The 21241-nt window shown below is 64.4% G+C and carries 18 protein-coding genes and 1 pseudogene; 2 read left to right on the forward strand and 17 right to left on the reverse strand.

Annotated features, from left to right (window positions below; genetic code table 11):
- Position 1: 1 nt before the first annotated feature.
- The 17 genes and pseudogenes from EN853_RS14735 to EN853_RS14815 form a co-directional block, all read right to left on the reverse strand.
- The gene (locus EN853_RS14735; protein ID WP_127860487.1) at positions 2-1204 is read right to left on the reverse strand and encodes a pyridoxal phosphate-dependent aminotransferase; all 1203 of its coding nucleotides are present in this window, start codon (positions 1202-1204) and stop codon (positions 2-4) included.
- Complete coding sequence (locus tag EN853_RS14740; RefSeq protein ID WP_127860488.1) at positions 1201-2835, reverse strand: hydantoinase B/oxoprolinase family protein; 1635 nt, start codon at positions 2833-2835, stop codon at positions 1201-1203. The genes EN853_RS14735 and EN853_RS14740 overlap by 4 nt, the downstream gene beginning before the upstream one ends.
- Positions 2832-4928, reverse strand: coding sequence for a hydantoinase/oxoprolinase family protein (locus EN853_RS14745; RefSeq protein WP_127860489.1), 2097 nt, complete (start codon positions 4926-4928; stop codon positions 2832-2834). Before EN853_RS14745 ends, EN853_RS14740 begins: the two co-directional genes overlap by 4 nt.
- Positions 4925-6595, reverse strand: coding sequence for a thiamine pyrophosphate-binding protein (locus EN853_RS14750; protein WP_127860490.1), 1671 nt, complete (start codon positions 6593-6595; stop codon positions 4925-4927). Before EN853_RS14750 ends, EN853_RS14745 begins: the two co-directional genes overlap by 4 nt.
- 119 nt (positions 6596-6714) lie before the next feature.
- The gene (locus EN853_RS14755; protein ID WP_245516989.1) at positions 6715-8136 is read right to left on the reverse strand and encodes an FAD-binding oxidoreductase; all 1422 of its coding nucleotides are present in this window, start codon (positions 8134-8136) and stop codon (positions 6715-6717) included.
- Between the two features lie 38 nt (positions 8137-8174).
- Positions 8175-8930: an amino acid ABC transporter ATP-binding protein gene (locus tag EN853_RS14760; RefSeq protein WP_127860491.1), complete on the reverse strand. Its 756-nt coding sequence runs from the start codon at positions 8928-8930 to the stop codon at positions 8175-8177.
- Positions 8931-8939: 9 nt separating this feature from the next.
- Positions 8940-10019: an amino acid ABC transporter permease gene (locus EN853_RS14765; RefSeq protein ID WP_127860492.1), complete on the reverse strand. Its 1080-nt coding sequence runs from the start codon at positions 10017-10019 to the stop codon at positions 8940-8942.
- 4 nt (positions 10020-10023) lie between these two features.
- Complete coding sequence (locus EN853_RS14770) at positions 10024-11187, reverse strand: ABC transporter permease subunit (RefSeq protein WP_127860493.1); 1164 nt, start codon at positions 11185-11187, stop codon at positions 10024-10026.
- Positions 11188-11270: 83 nt separating this feature from the next.
- Entirely contained in the window at positions 11271-12305 is a 1035-nt protein-coding gene (locus EN853_RS14775; protein ID WP_127860494.1) for an amino acid ABC transporter substrate-binding protein, read from the reverse strand.
- Between the two features lie 87 nt (positions 12306-12392).
- On the reverse strand, positions 12393-13343 hold the full coding sequence (locus EN853_RS14780) for a LysR substrate-binding domain-containing protein (protein WP_127860495.1): 951 nt from the start codon (positions 13341-13343) through the stop codon (positions 12393-12395).
- An 84-nt stretch (positions 13344-13427) separates the two neighbouring features.
- A complete protein-coding gene (locus tag EN853_RS14785) occupies positions 13428-14177 on the reverse strand; it encodes an SDR family oxidoreductase (protein ID WP_127860496.1) in 750 nt (249 codons plus the stop codon).
- 1 nt (position 14178) lies between these two features.
- Entirely contained in the window at positions 14179-14901 is a 723-nt protein-coding gene (locus EN853_RS14790) for an SDR family oxidoreductase (protein ID WP_126088252.1), read from the reverse strand.
- 279 nt (positions 14902-15180) lie between these two features.
- Positions 15181-15969, reverse strand: coding sequence for a FadR/GntR family transcriptional regulator (locus tag EN853_RS14795; protein WP_167524480.1), 789 nt, complete (start codon positions 15967-15969; stop codon positions 15181-15183).
- A gap of 56 nt (positions 15970-16025) precedes the next feature.
- Positions 16026-16373, reverse strand: a pseudogene (locus EN853_RS14800) (RidA family protein).
- Positions 16374-16386: 13 nt separating this feature from the next.
- Positions 16387-17193: an SDR family oxidoreductase gene (locus EN853_RS14805; RefSeq protein ID WP_127860498.1), complete on the reverse strand. Its 807-nt coding sequence runs from the start codon at positions 17191-17193 to the stop codon at positions 16387-16389.
- Positions 17186-17998, reverse strand: a complete 813-nt coding sequence (locus EN853_RS14810; RefSeq protein WP_127860499.1) for a shikimate dehydrogenase — start codon at positions 17996-17998, stop codon at positions 17186-17188. The genes EN853_RS14805 and EN853_RS14810 overlap by 8 nt, the downstream gene beginning before the upstream one ends.
- A 4-nt stretch (positions 17999-18002) precedes the next feature.
- Positions 18003-18893 carry a 2-hydroxy-3-oxopropionate reductase gene (locus EN853_RS14815; RefSeq protein WP_127860500.1) on the reverse strand — a complete coding sequence of 297 codons (891 nt, stop codon included), beginning with the start codon at positions 18891-18893 and terminating at the stop codon, positions 18003-18005.
- A gap of 111 nt (positions 18894-19004) precedes the next feature.
- On the opposite strand from EN853_RS14815, the gene EN853_RS14820 reads away from it, so the two are divergent.
- Entirely contained in the window at positions 19005-19769 is a 765-nt protein-coding gene (locus tag EN853_RS14820; protein ID WP_127860501.1) for an HpcH/HpaI aldolase/citrate lyase family protein, read from the forward strand.
- Between the two features lie 14 nt (positions 19770-19783).
- On the forward strand, positions 19784-21001 hold the full coding sequence (locus EN853_RS14825; RefSeq protein WP_127860502.1) for an FAD-dependent oxidoreductase: 1218 nt from the start codon (positions 19784-19786) through the stop codon (positions 20999-21001).
- The last annotated feature ends 240 nt before the right edge of the window (positions 21002-21241 follow it).

Genomic DNA, 21241 nt, shown 5'->3' on the forward strand with positions numbered 1-21241 from the left:
TCTACTCCACTTGCGCGACGGCGGCGTTGATCCGCGCGATCGCCTCGGTCAGCACCTCTTCGCTGGTCGCGGTCGAGATGCGGAAATAGGGTGACAGTCCATAGGCGACGCCGGGCACCGACGCCACCCGGCCTTCGTTCAGAAGATAGTTTGCCACGGCCGCATCATCCTCCAGCACGGCGCCCTTGCGCGTCTTGCGGCCGATCAGGCTGGCGCAGCCGATATAGGCGTAGAAAGCGCCGTCCGGTGGCGACAGCGTCAGGTCGTTGATCTTGCGGATGCCGTCGACGACCAGGTCGCGGCGCGCCTCGAAGGCCTGGCGGAAACGCGCCACCTCGTCCTGCGGGCCGTTGAGCGCGGCGACGGTCGCTGCCTGGGCGATCGAGCACACCGACGTGCAGGACTGGCTTTGGATCGTCGACATCGCTTTGATGAGCGGCGCGGGTCCGGCCGCATAGCCGACGCGCCAGCCGGTCATGGCATAGGATTTCGACACGCCATTGACGATCAATGTCCGGTCCTTGAGCCCGGGACAGGCCTTGCCGAAGGACGCGAATTCGCGTCCGTCGAAGAGAATGTGCTCGTAGATCTCGTCGGAGAGGATCAGCACCTGCGGATGCTTCGCCAGCACAGTGCCTAGCGCCTTGAGATCGGCCTCGGAATAGACCGCGCCAGACGGGTTCCCGGGCGTGTTGAGGAAAAGCCACTTTGTCCTTGGCGTGATCGCTTTTTCCAGCAGCGCCGGCGTCAATCGGAAACCGGTGGTTTCCGGGCATTCGACGACGACCGGGGTGCCGCCGAGCAGCTTCACCATCTCCGGATAGGAAACGAAGTAGGGGGCCGGCAGGATCGCCTCGTCGCCGCTCTCCAGCGTCGCCATCAGCGCGTTGAAGATGATCTGCTTGGCGCCGTTGGCGACGACGATATCGTCGGCCACATAGTCGAGTCCGTTCTCGCGCCGGAACTTGCCGGCCACGGCTTCGCGCACCTCGGCTGTACCGGCGGCTGCCGTGTAAAGCGTCTGTCCCGCTTTCGCGGCGAAATGGGCGGCATCGATGATGTGAAGCGGGGTCGGGAAATCGGGCTCGCCGAGCCCGAGGTCGATCACGTCGACCCCCTTGGCGCGCAACGCCTTGGCGGCCTGCGATGCCGCCATCGAGGCCGAAGGCTTCACCACCGACAGGCGCGAGGCAAGATAACTCATCTGTCGTTCTCCGAGTTGTATCCTTTGGATCGGTCGTTGGCCTGCGCGGCGGCGCTGCGCTTCAACGGATCGCCATAGCCGCCACCGCCCGGCAGTTCGAGGATCAGCCGACGCCCGGCCGGCACATGCTGCCAGCCCTTCGGTCGCATCTTCGTGCCGTCATCGAGCTTGACCACGCCGGCGATGCCGGGCTTGCCGCCATTGCGTCCCCGCGGCGGATGGTTGACGCGGTCGAACATGGCTGAGAAGTCGAACTCGTGCCCCTCGATTGCTGCGATCTCGATGATCTGCCCCAGGCCGCCGCGGAATTCACCGTCGCCGCCTGAGTCCGGGCGCAGTTCCTTGCGCCAGATGACGATCGGCCCGGTGTGCTCCGTCGCCTCGATCGGCATCGTGTGCACGCCCGACGGAAAGGCCGTCGCCGACAAGCCGTCGAGCCCGGGACGCGCGCCCATGCCGCCGGAGTTGAACATCAGCACCTCGGCGCGGCGGCCCGAGCTGCCCGCGACCGGGCGAACCGAGATGTGGATGTTCCATAGCGCGCCTGCGCCCTCGGCGAGGATCTTGCCCGGCAAAGCCTGAGAGATCGCGCCGAGCACGAGATCGGGAACCATGTGGCCGAAGATGTGTCTCAGCGCCACCGGCGCCGGCCGCACGGCGTTCAGGATGTTGACCGGTGAGGACACGGTGAAGAAGGCAAGCGAGGCGGCGTTGTTGGGAATGTCCGGCGCCACGACGCATTTCAGCGCGTAGCAGGCATAGGCCTTGCTGTAGATGATAGGGCAGTTGATGCCCCAGCGGCTCATCGGATCGGTGCCGGTGAAATCGACTTCGACATGGTCGTCGCGGACCGAAACCGTGGCCGCGAGCTTGACCGGCTCGTCGTAACCGTCGGTCACCAGCTCGTTCGACCAGCTGCCCTTGGGCAGCGCCTTGATGCGTTCGAGCATGGCGTCGCGGGTGCGCGAGAAGATGAACTCGCCGAGCCCGTCGAGCGAGGTCAGGCCGATCTCCTTCATCATGTCGACGAGGCGGCGGTGGCCGACTTCGTTGCAGGCGGCGAGCGAGTAGAAATCACCGACGACCTGGTTCGGCTCCCGGACATTGGCGCGCAGGATCCTGACCAGGTCGAGATTGATCTTGCCCTTCTCCGCGAACTTCATGATCGGAATCTGGATGCCTTCCTCGTAGACCGACTTGCCGTCGGCGCCGAAACCGCGCCCGCCGACATCCACCACATGCGCCGTGCAGGCGAAGAACGCCACCAGTTCGCCGTTGAGGAACGACGGCGACACCATGGTGATGTCGTGCAGATGGCCCGTGCCCTGCCAGGGATCGTTGGTGACATAGGTGTCGCCCTCGAACATGTCCTCGCGCGGGATTTCGTTCATGAAATGCAGCACGGCCTCGGCCATGGTGTTGACGTGGCCAGGCGTGCCGGTCACGGCCTGCGCCAGCATCTGGCCGCGCGGGTCGAACACGCCGGCCGACAGATCTCCGGATTCGCGCACCGAGGTCGAGAAGGCGGTGCGCAGCAAGGTGAGCGCCTGCTCCTCGACCACCGAGATCAAGCGGTTCCACATGACCTGCATGCGGATTTCGCCAATGCTGTTCGTGCCTGGGTCGCTCATGCCTGGCTGCCTTTGCGGGTCAGAAGGATTGCGCCGTCGCTCTGGATGACGGCGTCGAAGCTGGTGGTGACGACGGTCGAGGTCTCACGCTCGACGATCACTGCCGGGCCGGCCACGCGGTCGCCGGTGCAAAGTGTGTCGCGCTCGACAATGCCGTAGCTGCGCGGCGCGCCGCTGACCGGATCGAAGACCTCGCGCGTCGTCGTTGGTTGTTTGGTCTTTTTGCCGGTGGCCAGTTCATGCCTGGTGACGGCGGGCCGGACATCCGTCGCCTTGACCGACCAAGTGACGATCTCGATCTCCAACCCGTCGAGCCCTTCGATGGCGCGGCCGAAGAAGCGCTGGTAGTTCTCCTCGAACCGGTCCTTGAGCCTTGCGACCGCATCGTCGCCGAACGGCTCGTCCGCCAGCGGCACGGGAATTTCCCAGCCCTGGCCGGCATAGCGCATGAAGGCGGTGATCTCGCAGACGATCCTGCCGCTGGCGCCGCTGCGCACGAAGCCTTCGGCGGAGGCCTTGAGGTCCGCAAGCAACGCGTTGACCTCGGCCGGCTTGAACCGCGACAGGCGCGTCAGTTTCGACGCCAGCGCCTCATAGCCGAACGGCGCTTTCAGGAAGCCGATCGCCGAGCCGACACCCGCGCCCCGGGGAACGATGCACTGGTCGATGCCGAGCTTCTCGCAGAGCCTTGCGGCGTGAAGCGGGGCCGCGCCGCCGAACGCGATCATCAGATTGTCGGAGATGTTCTTGCCGTTCTCGACGGCATGGACGCGTGCCGCGTTCGCCATGTTTTCGTCCACCACCTCGCAGATGCCGAAGGCCGTCGACATGGCATCGAGCGACAGGCGCTCGCCGACGTCGCGCAGGATGGCCTGCTCGGACGCAATGGTGTCCAGCTTGATTGCGCCGCCGGCAAAATTGTCGGGATCGAGCTTGCCGAGCACCAGGTCGGCATCGGTGATCGCCGGGCGCTTGCCGCCGCGGCCATAGCAGGCCGGGCCCGGTTCCGATCCGGCGCTTTCGGGCCCGGTCTGGATGCGGCCCATGGCGTCGACCCAGGCGATGGAGCCGCCGCCCGCGCCGATCTCGATCATCTCGATCACCGGGATGGAGATCGGCATGCCGGAGCCTTTCGAGAAGCGGTAGGTGCGCGCCACTTCGAAGGTTCTGGCCGTGCGCGGCGCATAGTCCTCGATCAGGCAGATTTTTGCGGTCGTGCCGCCCATGTCGTAGGAAACGACCTTCTCCAGGCCGAAACGCTGGGCGATATCGGCGGCGAAGATGGCGCCACCAGCCGGGCCGGACTCGACCAGCCGCACCGGGAACTCCGAAGCTGTCTCCACCGAGATCAGCCCGCCGCCCGAATGGATCATGAAGACCGGGCATTCGGCGCCCATCTCCTTCAGTCGTGTCTGCAGGCGCGCCAGATAGTTGGCCATCTGCGGGCGCACATAGGCGTTGGCGCAGACGGTGTTGAAGCGTTCGAACTCGCGCATCTGTGGCGAGACTTCCGCGCTGATCGAGATCGGAATGCCGAGCTTCGTGGAGAGGATCTCGCGGGCGCGGCGCTCGTGCTCCGCGTTGGCGTAGGCATGGATGAAGCCGATCGCCACCGAGCCGAAGCCGCCGGCGGCAATCTTGTCAGCGATCTCTTCAAGAGCGGCTTCGTCGAGCGGCTGCAACTCCTGGCCTTCGGCGCCGATGCGGCCTTTGACCGTGAAACGATCCTCGCGCGGGATGAGCGGCGTCGGCAGTTGCAGGCTGAGGTCATATTGCTCGAAGCGGTTTTCCGTGCGCATCTCGATCACGTCGCGGAATCCTTCCGTCGTGACCAGCGCGGTCTTGGCCCCGCGCCGCTCGATGAGCGCGTTGGTTGCGAGCGTGGTGCCGTGGATGATGATGCCGATTTCGGCGGGCAAGATGCCGGCATCGCGGACGACGACGGCGATGCCGTCGAGGATCGCCTGCTCGGGAGCCGCGTAGTTGGTCAGCACCTTGGTCGAGAACATCGTCCCCCTGACGTCGAGGGCGATGTCGGTGAAGGTGCCGCCGATGTCCGCGCCGAGGCGGATGTCGTCAGTTCTGGAGGTCATGCCTTGGCCTTCTGGGAAGCGAGCGCGGCGTCGCGCATCTGGGAGAGGGTCTGCCGGGGTGTGAGCGCTTCGGGCGAGACTGCGATGTCGAGGACGGCGCCTGTCCCGGACTGCAGCGCTCGCTCGAACGCCGCCGCGAAATCCTGCGTGGCTTCGACCCGCTCGGCGTGAAAACCGTAAGCCTTTGCCAGCGCCACGAAGTCAGGGTTCTCGATCGTGGTTCCGGAGACGCGGGCCGGATAGTTGCGCTCCTGATGGGCACGGATCGTGCCATAGATGCCGTTGTTGACGATCAGCACGATGGGCTGTGCGCCCGCCTGCATGGCGGTCCCCAGTTCCTGGCAGTTCATCTGGAAGTCGCCGTCGCCGGCAAAGCAGACGACCGTGCGCTGCGGATAGGCGACCTTCGCGGCGACCGCGGCCGGCAGCCCGTAGCCCATCGCTCCCGACTGCGGCGCGAGCAGTCGCGCCCGCGGACCGAACTTGAAGAACTTGTTCGGCCATACGGTGAAATTTCCGGCGCCGTTGGTGAGGATGACATCGGCCGGCAGGTTCTCACGCAGCCAGGCGCTGACCGCGACCATGTCGACCGGGCCGGGCTGGACGGGCGCGGCGAAGGTGCCTTCATAGGCCTCGCGCGCCGCTGCGCGCCATTCCGCCCAAGCGCCTTTAATCGGGGCGAGCGCTCTGGCGAAGGCATTCGGGCCGGCATGGACGCCGATCGCGGGCACATAGATCTTGCCGATCTCGCGGTCGGAGCCGTGGACATGGATCAGCTTCTGGCGCGGCACGGGCACGGACAACAACGTGTAGCCGTCTGTTGTCATCTCGCCGAAGCGGACATTGACGGCGAGGATCACGTCGGCCTCGCGGATCAGGTTTTTAACATGGGGCACCATGCCGACGCCGGCCTCGCCGACGAAGACCGGCGAGTGGTTGTCGAACTGGTCCTGGTAGCGGAACGCCGCGACGACGGGAATGTCAGAGGCCTCGGCGAAGGCCTGAAGAGCGGCGCGTCCGTCCGCCGTCCAGTTGGCGCCGCCCATGAGCAGGACCGGCTTTTCGGCCGCCGCCAGCATCTTCAGCGCAGCGCCAATCGCTTCCTGCGCTGGCGCGGCTTCGAAAACGGCAGCCGGACCGCTGAGCGTCGCAGCTTCCGTCATGGTTGTCAGCATGTCTTCCGGCAGCGCAACGACGACGGGGCCGGGCCGTCCTGTCAAGGCTGTGGTCCAGGCCCGCGCCACGATTTCGGGCAGGCGCGCGACGTCGTCGATCTCGACCGCCCATTTGGCGACGGTGCCGAAGACGGCCCGGTAGTCGATTTCCTGGAAGGCCTCGCGCCCCTTCATGTCGGTGCCGACCTGGCCGACGAACAGGATCATCGGCGAACTGTCCTGCATGGCCGTATGGACGCCGATGCCGGCATTGGTCACGCCCGGACCGCGGGTCACGAAGCAGATACCCGGCGTGCCGGTCAGCTTGCCATAAGCCGAGGCCATGAACGACGCGCCGCCCTCGTTGCGGCAGAGCACGTAATCCAACTTGCCATGGGTGTCGTGAAGCGCGTCGAGGACGGCCAGATAGCTTTCGCCGGGAACGCCGAAGCTCTTGGTCGCGCCCAGCGCAATCAGGCACTCGACAAGAAGGTGACCGCCATTGCGGACCATGCTTCGAAATCCTCTTGGAACTTGCGGCAAGCGGACCGAGCCTGCCTTTTCGGATTTATTCCTGCACTCTGGTGGATCGCGGCGAAATCAAGAAATGCGATCCATTCGAAAGTTCTTCTTTATAGTGGTGAGCGCACCAGCACACCGGGATTCATGGTGCCGTGCGGGTCGAGCGCATCCTTCAGCCGTGCCATGAGTTCCCGCTCCACAATGCTGCGGTTTCGCTCCGCCATGACGATCTTGGCGCGGCCCAACCCATGCTCGGCCGCGAAGCTGCCGCCCATTTCCGTGGCAAGTGACGCCAGCGCTTCGGCGAACCGTCCCGCCTTGCCGTCGAAATCGGCGCGATTCTCCGGTGGCGACAGATTGTAGTGGATGTTGCCGTCGCCGAGATGCCCGAACGGGTTGATCCGGACGCCGGGCAGGATGTCGTCGCAAATCTTGGCGCCGACCTCGATGAAGCGGGCGATCGCGCCCGGCGGCACCGAGATGTCGTGCTTCAACTGCTCGCCTTCGAGCCGCTGCCCCTCGGGCTGTTCCTCGCGCAGGCGCCAGAATTGCGCCCGCTGCGCGCCCGACGTGGCCAGCGCGCCATCGACGACCAGGCCTTGCTCCATGCCCCATTCCAGCGCCGAAGCCAGGATGTCGTCGAGCGGAACGCGCGTCGAGCCCGACGCCAGCTCGACGAGCAGGTAGACTTCGCCGCGTGTCTCCAACTGATAGGCGAGATCGGGCAAGTGCTTGAGCGCCAGCGCCAGGCCGATATCGGAGAAGAACTCGAGCCCGGCGAGGAACTCGCCGGCCTCGCCGCGCAGGTAGGCGCCGAAGGAAACGGCGGCGGTGAAGTCGGACATGACGAGCAGCGCGCCCGCCTGCTGGCGCGGCGTGGGATAAAGCCGCAGCACCGCGCGCGTCACGATGCCCAGAGTGCCTTCGGCGCCGCAGTAAAGCTTGCGCAGCTGGTAGCCGGCATTGTCCTTCTGCACCGCGCGCAGGCCGTCCCATATTGCGCCGTCCGGGGTCACGACTTCGAGGCCGAGCACAAGATCCTGCATCATGCCGAAGCGAAACGCCTGGCTGCCACCGGCATTGGTGCCGATCAGGCCGCCGATCCTGGCGCTGCCTTCGGCGCCGAGATGCATTGGGAACATCAGGCCATGCGGCTCGAGCGCCTCGTGCAGCGCGGCGAGCACGACGCCAGCCTCGACAAGGATCGATCCGCCGTCCGGATCCGGTTCGCCGATTGCCGCCATGCGCGAAAGAGATACGATCACCGCGTTGGGCTGCTGGGCCACGGCGCCACCGCACAGGCCTGTGTTGCCACCTTGCGGTACAACGTCAAGTCCTGCCTCGCGGCACGCCTTGACGAGTGCGGCCACCTCGGCGGTATTCGACGGCCGGGCGACGCCAAGGGGCCGAACGCCATAACGGTTGAGCCAGTCGCGCTGGTAGGGCTCGGCGTCAGGGCCCGAAAGCCAGCCTTTCGGGCCGAGAATTTGGCGCAACGTGGTGACGGGGTCGGTCATTGAGATACCTGACATGTGCGGCACGCCGCGTACAGACAGTGGCGGCACCCGGATCAATGACCCAGGACCTGCGACAGGAATTGCCGGGTGCGCTCGTTACGGCAAGAGGTGAAGAACTCCTCAGGCGGCGCTTCCTCGACGATCTCGCCGCCGTCCATGAAGATCACCCTGTCGGCGACCCGGCGCGCAAAGCCCATCTCATGCGTGACGCAGATCATCGTCATGCCTTCAGAGGCAAGCGTGACCATGACATCCAGCACCTCGGCGATCATTTCCGGATCGAGCGCCGAGGTCGGCTCGTCGAACAGCATGATCTGCGGCTGCATGCAGAGCGCGCGCGCGATCGCGACGCGCTGCTGCTGGCCGCCGGAGAGCTGACCGGGAAACTTCGTCGCCTGCTCGGGAATGCGGACCTTCTCCAGATAGCGCCGGGCGGTTGCCTCGGCTTCCGCTCGGGGTCGCTTGCGGACGATCATCGGAGCAATCATGCAATTCTCCAGCACCGTCATGTGCGGAAACAGGTTGAAGTGCTGGAAAACCATGCCGACCTCGCGCCTGATACCGTCGATGTTGCCGACATCGTCGTTGAGCTCTGTGCCGAGCACGGTGATGCGGCCGCCATTGTGCTGCTCCAGCCGGTTGATGCAGCGGATCATGGTAGATTTGCCCGAGCCCGAGGGACCGCAGACGACGATCTTTTCGCCGCGCTCGACGGACAGGTTCACATTCCGCAGCGCGTGGAATGTCCCATAGTATTTGTCGAGGTTTTCGATGCGCACGGCGGCGCCGGGTGACTGCGTCGAATTCATGCCCGCCTCCTATCGTTCGCCGACCGACATGCGGCGTTCCAAGAAGGCGCCGTAGCGGGACAGGCTGAAGACGAAGACGAAGTAGATGAAGGCGATGAAGGCGTAGACTTCGACATAGGCGAAGCGCCATTCGCCGGTGCCGTAGGCGGCGTTGCCGGAGGCCAGGATCTCGAAGAAGCCGACGATCACCACCAGCGAGGTTTCCTTGAAGGAGATGACGAACTGGTTGATCGTGGCCGGCAGCGCGTTGCGCATGGCCTGCGGTAGCAGGATGCGGCCGATGCGCTGCCAATAGTTCATGCCGAGCGCCATGGCGGCCTCCTCCTGTCCGTTCGACACGCCCTGCATGCCGCCTCTGACGATCTCGGCCTGGTAGGCGGAGAAGAACAGGGCCGAACCCAGGATCACCCGGTAGAGCTTGTCGCCCACCAGCCACTGCGGCAACGCGAACGGCAGGACGATGGCGAAGGTGAACAGGATCGAGATCAGCGGCAGCGAGCGGACCGAGTCGATGATGATGCCGGTGATCCGGGAAATCCAGGGCAGCCCGGAGCGGCGCAGCAAAGCCAGGCAGATCGCCAGCGGGAAACCGATCAGGCAGGTGGTGACGAAGATGAAGAGAGTGAGCGCCAGACCGCCCCAGGCTTCCTCGCCGACATAGGGAAGGCCAAGCACGCCGCCTTTCATCAGCACGTAATAGAGGGCTGCCCCGGCTGCCCAGACCAGTCCGATGCGGCGTCCGGTCCAGAAGGCCGGGATGCAGCTCAGCACCGTCATCACCACCACCGTGACGCAGGCCAGCGCCGAGCGCCACTGTTCCTCGAAGGGATAAAGACCGAACAGGATGATGCGCCACCTGGCGGCGATGACCGACCAGCAGGCTCCCGCCGCCGCCTGGCAGGCCTCTGGCCCGCCGCTCGCGGTGAACACGGCCGAGAAGATCGCCCAGTTGAGCAGCTTCCAGGCCAGCAGGACCATGATCGCCAGGGAGACCAGCGATAACAAGGCCTGAAGCGGCGTCGCAAAAAAGCGTCGTCTCAGATCCTCGAGCGTTCCAGGAGCAGGTGGTGCGACAACGACCATTTCCATTTTCTCATCCCCTCAGTTGATTGCCCTTGAGGGCAATCGCCTTGTTGATGCGGTTGAACACTGCGGCGAGGCTAAGGTTGATGGTCAGAAAGCCAGCCATCAGGATGCCGATCGCTTCCAGGGTCTGGCCGGAGTGGTTGATGGTCAGTGCCACGATCATGAAGAAGTCGGTGAAACCGACCGCGATGCCCATCGTGGTCGCCTTGATCAGCCAGACATACTGGTTGGCGAGGATCGGCAGCATGGCCCGCAGCGCAAGCGGCAGCTTGACCAGAGTGAAGACACGCCAGGGGCTGAGCCCCAGTGAGAGCGCAGCCTCGACCTGGCCCTTGCCGACGGCCTTGAAACCGCCGCGCACGATCTCGGCGATGTAGGAGCCGCCATAGATAGCGATGGCGACTGCCAGCGCGGAAAACTCCGGCGGAATGCGCAAGCCCCCTTTGAGGTTGAGGCCTTGCAGGGCAGGGAAGTCGAGCAGCGGTGCATCGGGCAAGCGACCGACTATGAGGATGAGAACCGCGCAGGCAAGCGCTGCCGCAATCCCGGCGAGCTGGATGACGAGCCGTTCGCCGACCGGCCGGCTGAGCCGCGAGGTCCGGCCCAGCCAGACCGGCAGCGCGACGGCCGCGAACAAGGGCAAAATCGCCAGCGCCATTGCCACGCCGCCGACATTGGGAGCAGGCAGGTAGAGCCCACGGCTGGTCAGCAGCATGCCCCAGGCTTCATGCGCGGCGCGAGGCGTCGGCAGGTGGGTGATGATCGCATACCAAAAGAAGGCCTGGAGGATCAGCGGGATGTTGCGGAAGATGTCGACATAGGTGCGGCCGAGCAGCCGCGCCAATTCGTTGGAGGAAGTCCGTGCGAGACCGACGACCGTTCCGACGACTGTTGCCAGGAGCAGGCCGATGCTCCCCAGGAACAGCGTGTTGATGATGCCGATGAGGAAGAACCACCAATAAGGATCATTGGCCGTGACGGGCAGGAGCGAGAAGCTCACATCCCAGCCCGTCGATTTGTAGAGGAAGTCGAATCCCGAAGTGATCCCTTGCTCGGCAAGGTTGCGCCTCGCGATCACCACGCCGGCAAGCACAAGCGCTGCAAGCGAGCCGACATAGAAGACCTGCAACAGCGCGTTGCGGACCTTCTGATTTCTCAGCAGGCTGATCATCTGCCCAGTCCTTCCTGAATAGCCGCCGGTTCCACCCGGCGACAGCCAGGCGGAACCCATGGCGGGATACGTCTAGAAGCGGATCAGTCGATCACCAGCGGGAACAGGACGCCGCCATTGTTCCAGAGGTTGGTCAGGTCGCGATCCATCTTGTAGGGCGACTCCTTGCCGAGATCGCGATCGAAGATCTCCGAGTAGTTTCCGACCTTCTTGATCACGTTGTAGGCCCAGTCGTCGGCGAGCCCGAGACCCTTGCCCATGCCTGGCGAGGCACCGAGGAACTTGGCGACCGCCGGCGACGTGGGCTTGGCCTTGACCTCGTCGACGTTCTTGGAGGTGATGCCTTCCTGCTCGGCAAAGAGCAGAGCGCTGAGCGTCCAGTTGGCGACGTCGACCCAGTTGTCGTCGCCTTGCCGCACGATCATGACTTCGGGTTCGACGGCAAGCACGTCGGGCAGGATCACGTGGTCGTCCACCTTGCCCTTAGCGACACGCGCGATTGCAAGGACCGGCCCCCATTGGGCGTACATGTCGCATCGGCCCGAGAAGTATGCCTGCTCGAGCTCTTCGGTCTTTTCGATGACGACCGGCTCCAGCTTGATCCCGATCTTCTGCGCATAGGCGGCAACTTGCTGCTCGATGGTCGTTCCGGCGGGAATGCAGATCGTGCCGCCATTGGCGTCCTTGAGCGACTTCAGGTTCAGCTCCTTGTGCGCCATCACCTTGGTCGTGCCGAGATAATAGGACATGGAGAACTGCAGACCGAGCTCGGTGTCGCGGCTGAGCGTGCCGCCCGAGGCCTTGATGATGATGTCGACATCTCCCGACTGCAGCGACGGCCAGCGCTGGGCCCAGCTGATCGGAACCACTTTCAGCTTTGCCGGGTCGCCGAACACGGCGGTGGCCACCGCCCTGCAAAGGTCGATGTCCATGCCCTTCCAGTTGCCCTTGTCGTCCACCTCGGCAAAGCCGAGATAGGAGCCGTCATGGCCGGTGCAGTTGAGCACGCCGCGCGCCTTGACGGCTTCGAGCGTCTTGCCGCCCGCGGCCTCGGCCGGCGCCGCGAAATGAACCAGGCCAACGGCCAGGGCCACAGCCCCCCATTGCATCATTTTCATGCTGTTGTCTCCACTGTTGAGGTTGTTCCGTTTCTTGTTGTTGGAGATCCGAAAGCCGTCTTTCGGACCTCAGTCGCGAAGCCGCTCCTATTCGGAGAGCGGAGTCGGTTTCGGTAAGGAGGAGAGCTTCAGATCGCTTCCCCAATCCTGCTGCACGAGCCACCGATGCAAGGCGGCCACGGCCTTGACGCGCAGATGCCCGCGCGGGACGACGAGGTAGAAGCCTGGAACTTCCTCCGGCCTCATATCGACAATGGCGTCGCGGCCGATCGGCGCCACCAGTGCGCCCGACCGCAGATCTTCCTCGGCATCGATCACCGAGACCAAGCCCACGCCGATGCCTTGCAGGGTCGCGCGGCGCATGGTGGCCGCGTCATCGAAGCTGATGCTGCGGTCGCCCTCGGTCTGCTCGACGGCGAGGTGGCGCAATATGTCCGGCCACAGGCGCTTCGACTTGACGGTGTCGAGCAGCGTGAAGCGTGTCAGGTCCTGCGCCGATTTGATCTTTTCGCCGATCGCTGGCGTGCAGCAGATGATCTTCGGGTCCGGCACCAGCAGCGTGGTCTCGTATTCGGGCCAGCCGCCGTAACCCCACTGCACCGTCATATCGATGTCGTCGCGCCCGAAATCGGGCAGGTCGACCATCGTCGTCAGGCGCAGGTCGGCGCCCGGCAGGATTTCGCGGAACAGCGAGAGCCTTGGCAGCAGATAGTGCGTGGCGAAATACGGGCTCGCATTGAGGTTGATGCGGTCCCGGTAGTTCGACTTGGTGACGCGGCGGACGCCCTCCGAAAACTCGTCGAAGCCGGCCTTGACGTAGTGCGACAGCAGGATCGCCGACTCCGTCAGCTCGATCGACCGCCCCTTGCGCTCGAACAGCGTCACCTGGAGCGTGTCTTCCAGGAGCTTGATCTGCTGGCCGACCGCCTGCGGCGTGACCAGCAGTTCGTCGGCCGCCTGCCGGAAGCTCTTGTGCTGCGCAACGGCGTGGAAGACACGCAGCGCATTCAGCGAGGGAAGGCGAAGCTTGCCGGTCATCTAAGTTCCGCCTCCGTTTGTTCGAGACTCCGCTCATTCATGCACTGCCGCATCTTCCGCCGCCTGTCGGCAGCCGAAGTTGCGTCAGGCGTAGACGTAACCACCTGAAATGATAACGTTTTCGCCAGTCATATAGGTGTTCTTGGGGCCGCCGGTCATGAGCACCCACTCGGCAATCTCGGTCGGCTCGGCGCCGCGGCCGAGGGGGCTCGCCTTGGCCAGTTCCTCCAGAAAGCCGAGGGCTTTAGCCTTCTCCGTGGCCATGCCGGCCGGCGCCACCGAATTCACCAGGATACCGTCCTTGGCCACGTGATGGGCGAAGGAACGCGTCAGGCTGACGACCGCCGCCTTGGTTGCCGCGTAGTGGGCGTTCTGCGGGTGCGCCTTGAAAGCATCCACCGAAGTCAGGTTCACGATCCGTCCGCGCACCTGGGCTTTCGGCTCCTGCGACTGCATGTGGCGAACCGCCGCCACCATCATGTGATAGGTGCCCTTGATGTTGATGCCGTTGGAGGCGTCCCACTCGGCATCGGTAATCTCGAGGAGCGGGCGGCGCGGATAGATCGCGGCGCAGTTGATCAGCGTGTCGACGCGCCCGAGCGTCGAAACGATGGCCTCGAAGGCGGTGTGGCACTGAGGACCGACCTGGATGTCGCAGGTCGCGGTGGCCGTCGGCAGGCCCTTGGCCTTGGCCGGCTCCAGCGCGGATTCGGCGGCGCCCTGGTTGATGTCGATGATGCCGATCTTTGCCGCCCCGGCCTCTACCGCCATGCGAGCCAAAAGCGCGCCGAGGCCGGCGCCGCCACCAACGATGAGAACGGAAAGATCTTTCATCCTATTTTCCTTGCTTGCTGCCGCTCGGGCTGGTCGGCCGGGTCGGCATGATGTCGAAGCGGGTCACGTCGACCGATGCCGGTAGGCCGAGCAGGGCGACGACCATTTTGGCCACGTCGTCCGGCTGCACGGCGACGTTGCCGGCGTACATGGCGGCTCTCGCCTCCGGGTCGAGGATGTCCTTGTAGAGCTGCGTTTCGACGCGCCCGGGCACTATCTCGGTGACGCGGATGCCATGGGGGGAAAGGTCGGCGCGTAACGCGGCGGCGAAGCCGGCGAGTGCCGCCTTGGTGGCAGAATAAACGGCGACGTTGGGGAATGCCGCATGGGCGGCGGAAGAGCCGGTGAACAGGATATGCCCCGACTGCCGCTCGCGCATCTGCGGCACGACGAGCCGGGTGAGCAGGATCGCCGCGCTGACGTTCACCTCGAGCGCGGTGTCGATGTCGGCGATCTTCATGTCGGCGAAATTGCCGAGCGGCGGCATGATGCCGGCGTTGTTGATCAGCACGTCGATGGTGAGATCCGCCACGACCGATTCCAGCGCCTCGCGGTCGGTGACGTCGACGGCGATCGGCACGATGCCGGGCCGTTCGGCCTGCAACTCCTTGAGCGCGGCCTGGCTGCGCCCGACGGCATAGACGTCATAGCCGGCGTCGCTCAACGCGACCGCCATGGCCCGCCCTATGCCGCTCGTTGCTCCTGTGATGAAGGCTGTCGTCACTTGGGCTTCCCCGATTGCCTAGGTTTCAGTTTGCGGCCTGGGCCGGTGCCGCGAAACCAAGAAAACCAGCAAAAAGGAAAGATAAACTTTCGAAAGCGCTCGTCGTTCCCGAAACCCGTGAGAGTCTCCACGCAGTCGCCAAAGCCGAAAAGCCAAGGAAACAATGAGAAATCGACGTTTTCAGTGTGAGCGAAGCGGTTAGCGACTGCTGGCGGAGCAAAAACATGGCTTTCGCGACGTGTAGCCGTATTTGCTCCAGGAGACCCTGATACCCAGGCCTTATCCGCCGGTCTGCACGGGCCGCTTGATATCGGTGAAAAGCGAGGCCGCTGCCGCCTTCTGCTCGGCGTCCGTCGCCTCGACGCCCGAGGCCCGGGCGAGGGCGCGCACCCGCCCGAGACTGTTGTGCAGGTGCTTGCGCATGGCCTGACGGGCAGCGCGGCCGTCCTGCCTTTCGATGGCGTCGACGATTGCCTTGTGTTCGTTGTGGATGCGCGCGTAATAGCTGTCCTTCAGGGCAGGCTCGACCACATAGCCGAGCTGGAAGCGCGGCACGATTATCGGCCCGAGATAGCTCAGGAAGCCGTGGATGAATTCGTTGCGCGCGGCCTTGGCGATCGCGAGATGGAAGTCGTAGTCGTAGTGGATCTGGACGGCTGCGGGATCGGCCTGCTGGGCGTCAACCTGTTCCATCATGGCGCGGATATCGCGTGCGTCCTTGTCGGTCCGGCGCTCCGCGCAGAGCCCTGCGGATTCCACTTCGACGCTTAACCTGAGCTCAAGCAAAGCAATGGTTTCCGGCAAGGTCCTCAGCGTCTCGTCCGGTATCGAGAAATTGCGCGGCGCAGGCGTTTGGCTGACGAACATGCCGCGCCCCTGCTCCGGCACCACCATACCCTCCGAGCGCAGCCGCGCCACGGCTTCGCGTACGACGGTGCGGCTGACATCGTATTCGGCGCAAAGCTCCGCCTCGGTCGGCAGTTGCGCGCCGGGCTGCAACTGTCCGGAGCGGATCTTTTCGGCCAGGCTCTCCGCCACAAGGGTAGAAAGCGGCTTGCGTTTCGTCATTGACGTCCTTTCGCTCAAGTCCAGATTCGGGATGATGCCCGAACCGGCAAGACCATTCAAACCGCCGCGGTGACGATGAGTTCGACCAGCATGCCGGGCTTGGCCATCCGTCCTTCGCCAGAGGAGCGCGCCGGCGCATGCTCCTTCGGCATTCAGGCGTCCCAGACGGTGTTGACCTCATCGAAATCGCGCACGTCGTCCAGCCACATCTGGACATGAAGGATGCGGGTCTTGTCGGTGCCCGCCTTGGCAAGCAGCGCATCGATCTTGCCAAGCACCTCTCGCATCTGGTCGGCCGCGGACTGGCCAGGCCGGGCGACCTGGCCGGTCAGGTAGAGCGTGCCGTTGTGGATGACGCCGCGATGGATGCGGGTTTCGAAATCGAAGCGCTGGATATCGCTCATTGGATTGTCCTTGTCAGATTGCCCGCGTCTGCCGGATAGGATTGCCCTGCAGGTATTGCGCGTAAGGCGCCTGCACGAGCCAGCCGGCATCGACGGGAAGGGTGACGCCGGTGATCGACGCAGCACGGTCGGAGCAGAGGAACAAAACCGCCTCGGCGACGTCGCGCGGCTCGACGAAGCGGCGCAATGCGGTGGTGGCCTGTATGGCTTCCGGGTTGCGTTCGCCCTTGGCAATCTTCGCCTTGAGCCCGTCGGAAAGCGTGTACCCCGGCGCCACGGCGTTGACGCGAACGCCGCGTGGGCCGAGTTCGGCGGCCAGCATCTGCGTCAATGCCAGAACCGCATGCTTTCCGGGCGTGTAGGCCGGCAGCGACAGTGGCGCGAAGGAGGCGAGCGAGCCGACGTTGAGGATCGCGCCGCGTCCGGCCGCAGACATCAGCCGGCCGAACACCTGGCAGCCGAGAAGGGTGCCGCGATAGTTGATCCGCCACATCTTCTCGTCTTCGTCCAGGTCCTGGTCGAGCACATGCTTGCCGCTCTGCAGGATGCCGGCGCAGTTGACCACGACACGGGGCGTGCCGAGATCATCGCCGACGGTCCGCGCCAGCGCTTCGACAGAGCTGGGATCGCCGACATCCGTCTGGACAAAAAGCGCCCGGGGTGCGCCCTCACGCTCGCAGGCGCCAGCCGTTTCCTTGCCGCGCTCGGCATCCCTGCCGGCGACAACCATCTGATAACCGTCCTCGGCAAAGCGCAGCGCGATGGCGCGTCCGATGCCGGACGTGCCGCCGATGACGACGGCGATCGGCGCCTCAGCCATTGCCGCGATCCTTCCGCTCGATGTCGAAGAATTCGGACATGGCCTCGACCTGGAAATCCATCATCGGGCGCCCGGGCTGGATGCGGCAGCCGATCTCTTTCGCAGCCTTGAGCAACGCTGTCTCGGCCGGTTCCATGATGATGTCGACCACGGTCATCTCCGGCTTCAGCTTGCTCACATCCATAGGTAGCGGATCGCTGGCCTTCAGGCCGGACGGCGTCGCATTGATCGCCATGTCCATTCCCGACGGATCGGGCTCTCCGACCTCGATGCGGCATTTGGGGAAGGTCTTGCGGACCAGCGAAGCCAGTTTTTCCGCGCGATCCTTGTCTATGTCGGTCAGCCGGATCTCTGCCGCGCCTTCCTCGGCCAGGCAATAGGTCAGCGATGCACCGGCGCCGCCGGCGCCGACCTGGAGAATTCGCTTGTCGGCGATCTGGTGCCCGCCGGCTTTCAGTCCGTCGATGAAGCCGACACCGTCGAAATTGTCGGCGTACCAGGTGCCGTCCGCCTGCCGGCGCACCGAGTTGGCGCTTTGCACACGCGCGGCGCGGTCATGAGCGGCGGCGCATTTGTGAAAGACCGCGACTTTGTACGGCACCGAGATGATCACGCCGCGGATGTTTTCAGCCGCGGTGATACCGGCCCAGAAGGTGTCGAAATCCTCCGGACGGCAGCTCAGCGGCACCATCAGGCTGTCGAGCCCCTTCTGCTCGAATTTTTCGTTGAACATGCCGGGGCTCTTCGCATGGCCCACGGGGTGGGCGAGCATGACGAAAACGTCGGCCTTGCCGGTACCGCGCATCGGTTCATTCCTTTCCGTTTGACAGTTCATGAGCGCTGAGAAACTCGAGCGCCTTTACGAGTGAAGAGTGGTCAGCGTCCGCGCCGCCGGTTCGCGCCGAACAGGCATTCATCAGTTGCTGCACCGTTGCCGTGCCTGGCAGGGCGACGCCGAGGGCGCGGGCGCTTTCCAGCGCGAGATTGAGATCCTTCTGGTGCAGCCGGATCCGGAAGCCCGGCGCGAAGGTGCGGGCGATCATGCGCTCACCGTGCACTTCAAGCACGCGCGACGAGGCGAAGCCGCCCATCAACGCGGCACGCACCTTCGCCGGGTCGCAGCCGGCCTTGCTTGCAAAGACAAGCGCTTCGGCGACGGCTTCGATGTTAAGCGCGACGATGATCTGGTTGGCGATCTTGCAGGTCTGGCCGGCGCCGTTCGTTTCGCCGATCAAATTGATGTTCTTGCCGAGCTTCTGGAAAATCGGCAGCGCCCGCTCGAACTCGGAAGCCGGTCCGCCGACCATGATGGTGAGGCTGGCCGCCTTGGCGCCGACCTCGCCGCCAGAAACCGGCGCATCGAGATAGCCGGTTCCCGCTTGCCTGAACTTCGCTGCGAATTCGGCCGTGTCGATCGGGCTGATCGAGCTCATGTCGATGACCAGCTTGCCGGCCGAAGTTCCTTCCAGCACGCCGTTCTGTCCGAGCAGCACGCGCTCCACGTCAGGTGTGTCGGGCAGCATGGTGATGACGATCTCGGACATCCGCGCCACCTCGGCGGCGGAGGTGACGACCGATGCGTTCAGGTCCGTCGGAAGAGGGGAGCGATTGAGGACCGTGACGATCTCATATCCGGCATCGGCGAGATGCCTCGCCATCGGCGCTCCCATGACGCCCAGTCCGATGAAACCAATCTTCATGTACAACACCCGCGGCGGTTAGAGCCATCTTGCAGCTCAGGCTAGCCATATGATATAGGACATCATACAAATTTCAATGCACCTTCTTCTGGCTGGGAGACCGATCGCAAAATGCAGGAGCGCGTCAATTCGCTGAAGGCTGCCGTGCAGGCTGAGCGGCCGCATATCGGCATCTGGTGCTCGCTGGCTTCGGCACTCACAACCGAGGTGGTGGCAGGCTCTGGGGCCGGCTGGTTGCTGATCGATGGCGAGCACAGCCCGAACGATCTGCGCAGCATCATGGCGCAGCTGCAGGTCGCGGCGGCCTTTCCATGCGAGGCGGTGGTGCGCCTGCCGTCGGACGACGCGAACCTCATCAAGCAGGCGATGGACATCGGCGCCCGCAGCCTGATGATCCCGAACGTACGCACGGCGGATCAGGCGCGCAGCATCGTCGCCGCGATGACCTATGCTCCGGCCGGCTTCCGCGGTTTCTCGGTCAGTCACCGCGCCAACGCCTTCGGCCGCATCGCCGGCTATCACGCCAAGGCGCGCGAGCAGCAGCTTCTCGCCGTGCAGATCGAGGATGAGTCCGGCGTCGCCAATGCGGCCGAGATCGCAGCGGTGGATGGTGTCGATGTTCTTTTCGTCGGGCCGGGCGATCTTTCCACGAATATGGGCGCAATGGGCAATCCCGGCGCGGCGCATGTGCAGGAGGCGATTTCGTCAGTACGCAAGGCCGCAACTGCCGCCGGCAAGGCCAGCGGCATCCTGGCGCCGGCAAAGTCCGATGCCGACCGTTACCTGGCTGACGGCTTCACCATGGTGGCCGTCGGCTCGGACCTCGGCTTGCTGGCGCGGGGCTCGGATGCCCTGGTCGCGTCGTTCAACCAGTAGACCGAGAGAAGACCATGGCAATTCCTCCGTACAAAGCGCCATCGCGCAGGGCCTACGACATCGTCATTGTCGGCGGCGCGGTCATCGGCTCGTCGACGGCCTACTGGCTGAGCCAGGCACTTGGCAGCGGCGCATCGATCCTCATCGTCGAACGCGACTCGAGCTACGAATTCTCCTCGACGGCGCTGTCCACCAGCGCCATCCGCCAGCAATATTCCAATCCGATCAATGTGAAGATCAGCCAGTTCGGCATCGAGATCATCCGAACCTTCCAGGAGCGGATGGCGCCGTTCTACCCCAATGAGACGGCCCCCGATCTCGGCTTCAAGGAACATGGATATCTCTATTGCTGCTCGCCCGAGGGCGTGGAAGCAGCGCGCGAACGGGTCGAGCTGCAGCGCAGCCTGGGCGCCCACACTGTCTTTCTCGAGCCAGGCGCTTTGAAGGAACGCTTCCCGTGGCTCAACGTCGACGATCTCGGCGGCGGTTCGTGGGGCGCTCGCGAAGAGGGTTGGTTCGATTCTATGGGCATGTTGAACGGCTTTCGCCGCGCCGCCCGCGCCAGCGGCGTGGAATATATCGACAATGCCGTGACGGCGTTGGATGTGGTCGATGGGCGAGTGATCTCGGCCCGCCTCGCGACGGGCGAGACGGTGGCCTGCGGAACCCTGGTGAACGCTGCCGGTCCGCGAGCGCAGCAGGTGGCCGCAATGGCTGGCCTTTCCATTCCGGTCGCGCCCTACAAGCGCTACAGCTTCGTCTTCGCCAGCGCCAACCCAATCCCGGGCCGGATGCCAAATGTTATCGACTTGTCCGGCACGTTCGTGCGTCCGGAAGGCGAGCTCTTTCTGACCGGCAACACGCCGCAGGGCGATGGTCCCGCCGACTACGACGACTTCGAAATGCACTTCGAGGAGTTCGACGACTATATCTGGCCGGCGCTGTGGCACCGCATCCCGGCCTTCGATGCGCTGAAGGTCCAGACGAGCTGGACCGGCCACTACGAATACAACATGCTCGACCACAACGGCATCGTCGGCTTCCACCCCGAGGTGAAGAACTTCATGTTCGCCAACGGCTTCTCGGGCCACGGGCTGCAGCAGTCTCCGGCCGTCGGCCGGGCGGTGTCGGAACTGATCGTCCATGGCGCCTTCCAGACGCTCGACCTGTCACCATTCTGCTACGAGCGCATCCCGCGCAACGAGCCCTTCCTCGAGGAAGCGGTGATCTAGAACCTTGAAGATTGCCAAATAGCAGCCTGGGGCAAACTGCATGGAGCTGCCAATAAGCGTGGGAACCAGACTCTTCCTCGCGGAGGGCATCGTGAAAACGCCCCACCAACTCCAGCATATGACAGACCGGATGATTGAGGTCGGTTCACTGGCGAGAATTATCGGACAAGTGGTTCGCCAATGCCCGGGATCAGCTCAGCATTTTAAGGCATGGACTTGAGGATTGCGTGCAGCCCACCA

The organism is Mesorhizobium sp. M1C.F.Ca.ET.210.01.1.1 (genome assembly GCF_004791585.1).
GTDB lineage: Bacteria > Pseudomonadota > Alphaproteobacteria > Rhizobiales > Rhizobiaceae > Mesorhizobium.

Bases quoted from the DNA above. Each gene is read 5' to 3' on its own strand.
- EN853_RS14765 (WP_127860492.1), bottom strand. From the start codon at position 10,019: ATGGAAATGGTCGTTGTCGCACCACCTGCTCCTGGAACGCTCGAGGAT.
- EN853_RS14755 (WP_245516989.1), bottom strand. From the start codon at position 8,136: ATGTCAGGTATCTCAATGACCGACCCCGTCACCACGTTGCGCCAAATT.
- EN853_RS14815 (WP_127860500.1), bottom strand. From the start codon at position 18,893: ATGAAGATTGGTTTCATCGGACTGGGCGTCATGGGAGCGCCGATGGCG.
- EN853_RS14825 (WP_127860502.1), top strand. From the start codon at position 19,784: ATGGCAATTCCTCCGTACAAAGCGCCATCGCGCAGGGCCTACGACATC.
- EN853_RS14780 (WP_127860495.1), bottom strand. From the start codon at position 13,343: ATGACCGGCAAGCTTCGCCTTCCCTCGCTGAATGCGCTGCGTGTCTTC.
- EN853_RS14750 (WP_127860490.1), bottom strand. From the start codon at position 6,595: ATGGTCCGCAATGGCGGTCACCTTCTTGTCGAGTGCCTGATTGCGCTG.
- EN853_RS14820 (WP_127860501.1), top strand. From the start codon at position 19,005: ATGCAGGAGCGCGTCAATTCGCTGAAGGCTGCCGTGCAGGCTGAGCGG.
- EN853_RS14805 (WP_127860498.1), bottom strand. From the start codon at position 17,193: ATGGCTGAGGCGCCGATCGCCGTCGTCATCGGCGGCACGTCCGGCATC.
- EN853_RS14795 (WP_167524480.1), bottom strand. From the start codon at position 15,969: ATGACGAAACGCAAGCCGCTTTCTACCCTTGTGGCGGAGAGCCTGGCC.
- EN853_RS14735 (WP_127860487.1), bottom strand. From the start codon at position 1,204: ATGAGTTATCTTGCCTCGCGCCTGTCGGTGGTGAAGCCTTCGGCCTCG.
- EN853_RS14770 (WP_127860493.1), bottom strand. From the start codon at position 11,187: ATGATCAGCCTGCTGAGAAATCAGAAGGTCCGCAACGCGCTGTTGCAG.
- EN853_RS14775 (WP_127860494.1), bottom strand. From the start codon at position 12,305: ATGAAAATGATGCAATGGGGGGCTGTGGCCCTGGCCGTTGGCCTGGTT.
- EN853_RS14740 (WP_127860488.1), bottom strand. From the start codon at position 2,835: ATGAGCGACCCAGGCACGAACAGCATTGGCGAAATCCGCATGCAGGTC.
- EN853_RS14785 (WP_127860496.1), bottom strand. From the start codon at position 14,177: ATGAAAGATCTTTCCGTTCTCATCGTTGGTGGCGGCGCCGGCCTCGGC.
- EN853_RS14760 (WP_127860491.1), bottom strand. From the start codon at position 8,930: ATGAATTCGACGCAGTCACCCGGCGCCGCCGTGCGCATCGAAAACCTC.
- EN853_RS14810 (WP_127860499.1), bottom strand. From the start codon at position 17,998: ATGCGCGGTACCGGCAAGGCCGACGTTTTCGTCATGCTCGCCCACCCC.
- EN853_RS14745 (WP_127860489.1), bottom strand. From the start codon at position 4,928: ATGACCTCCAGAACTGACGACATCCGCCTCGGCGCGGACATCGGCGGC.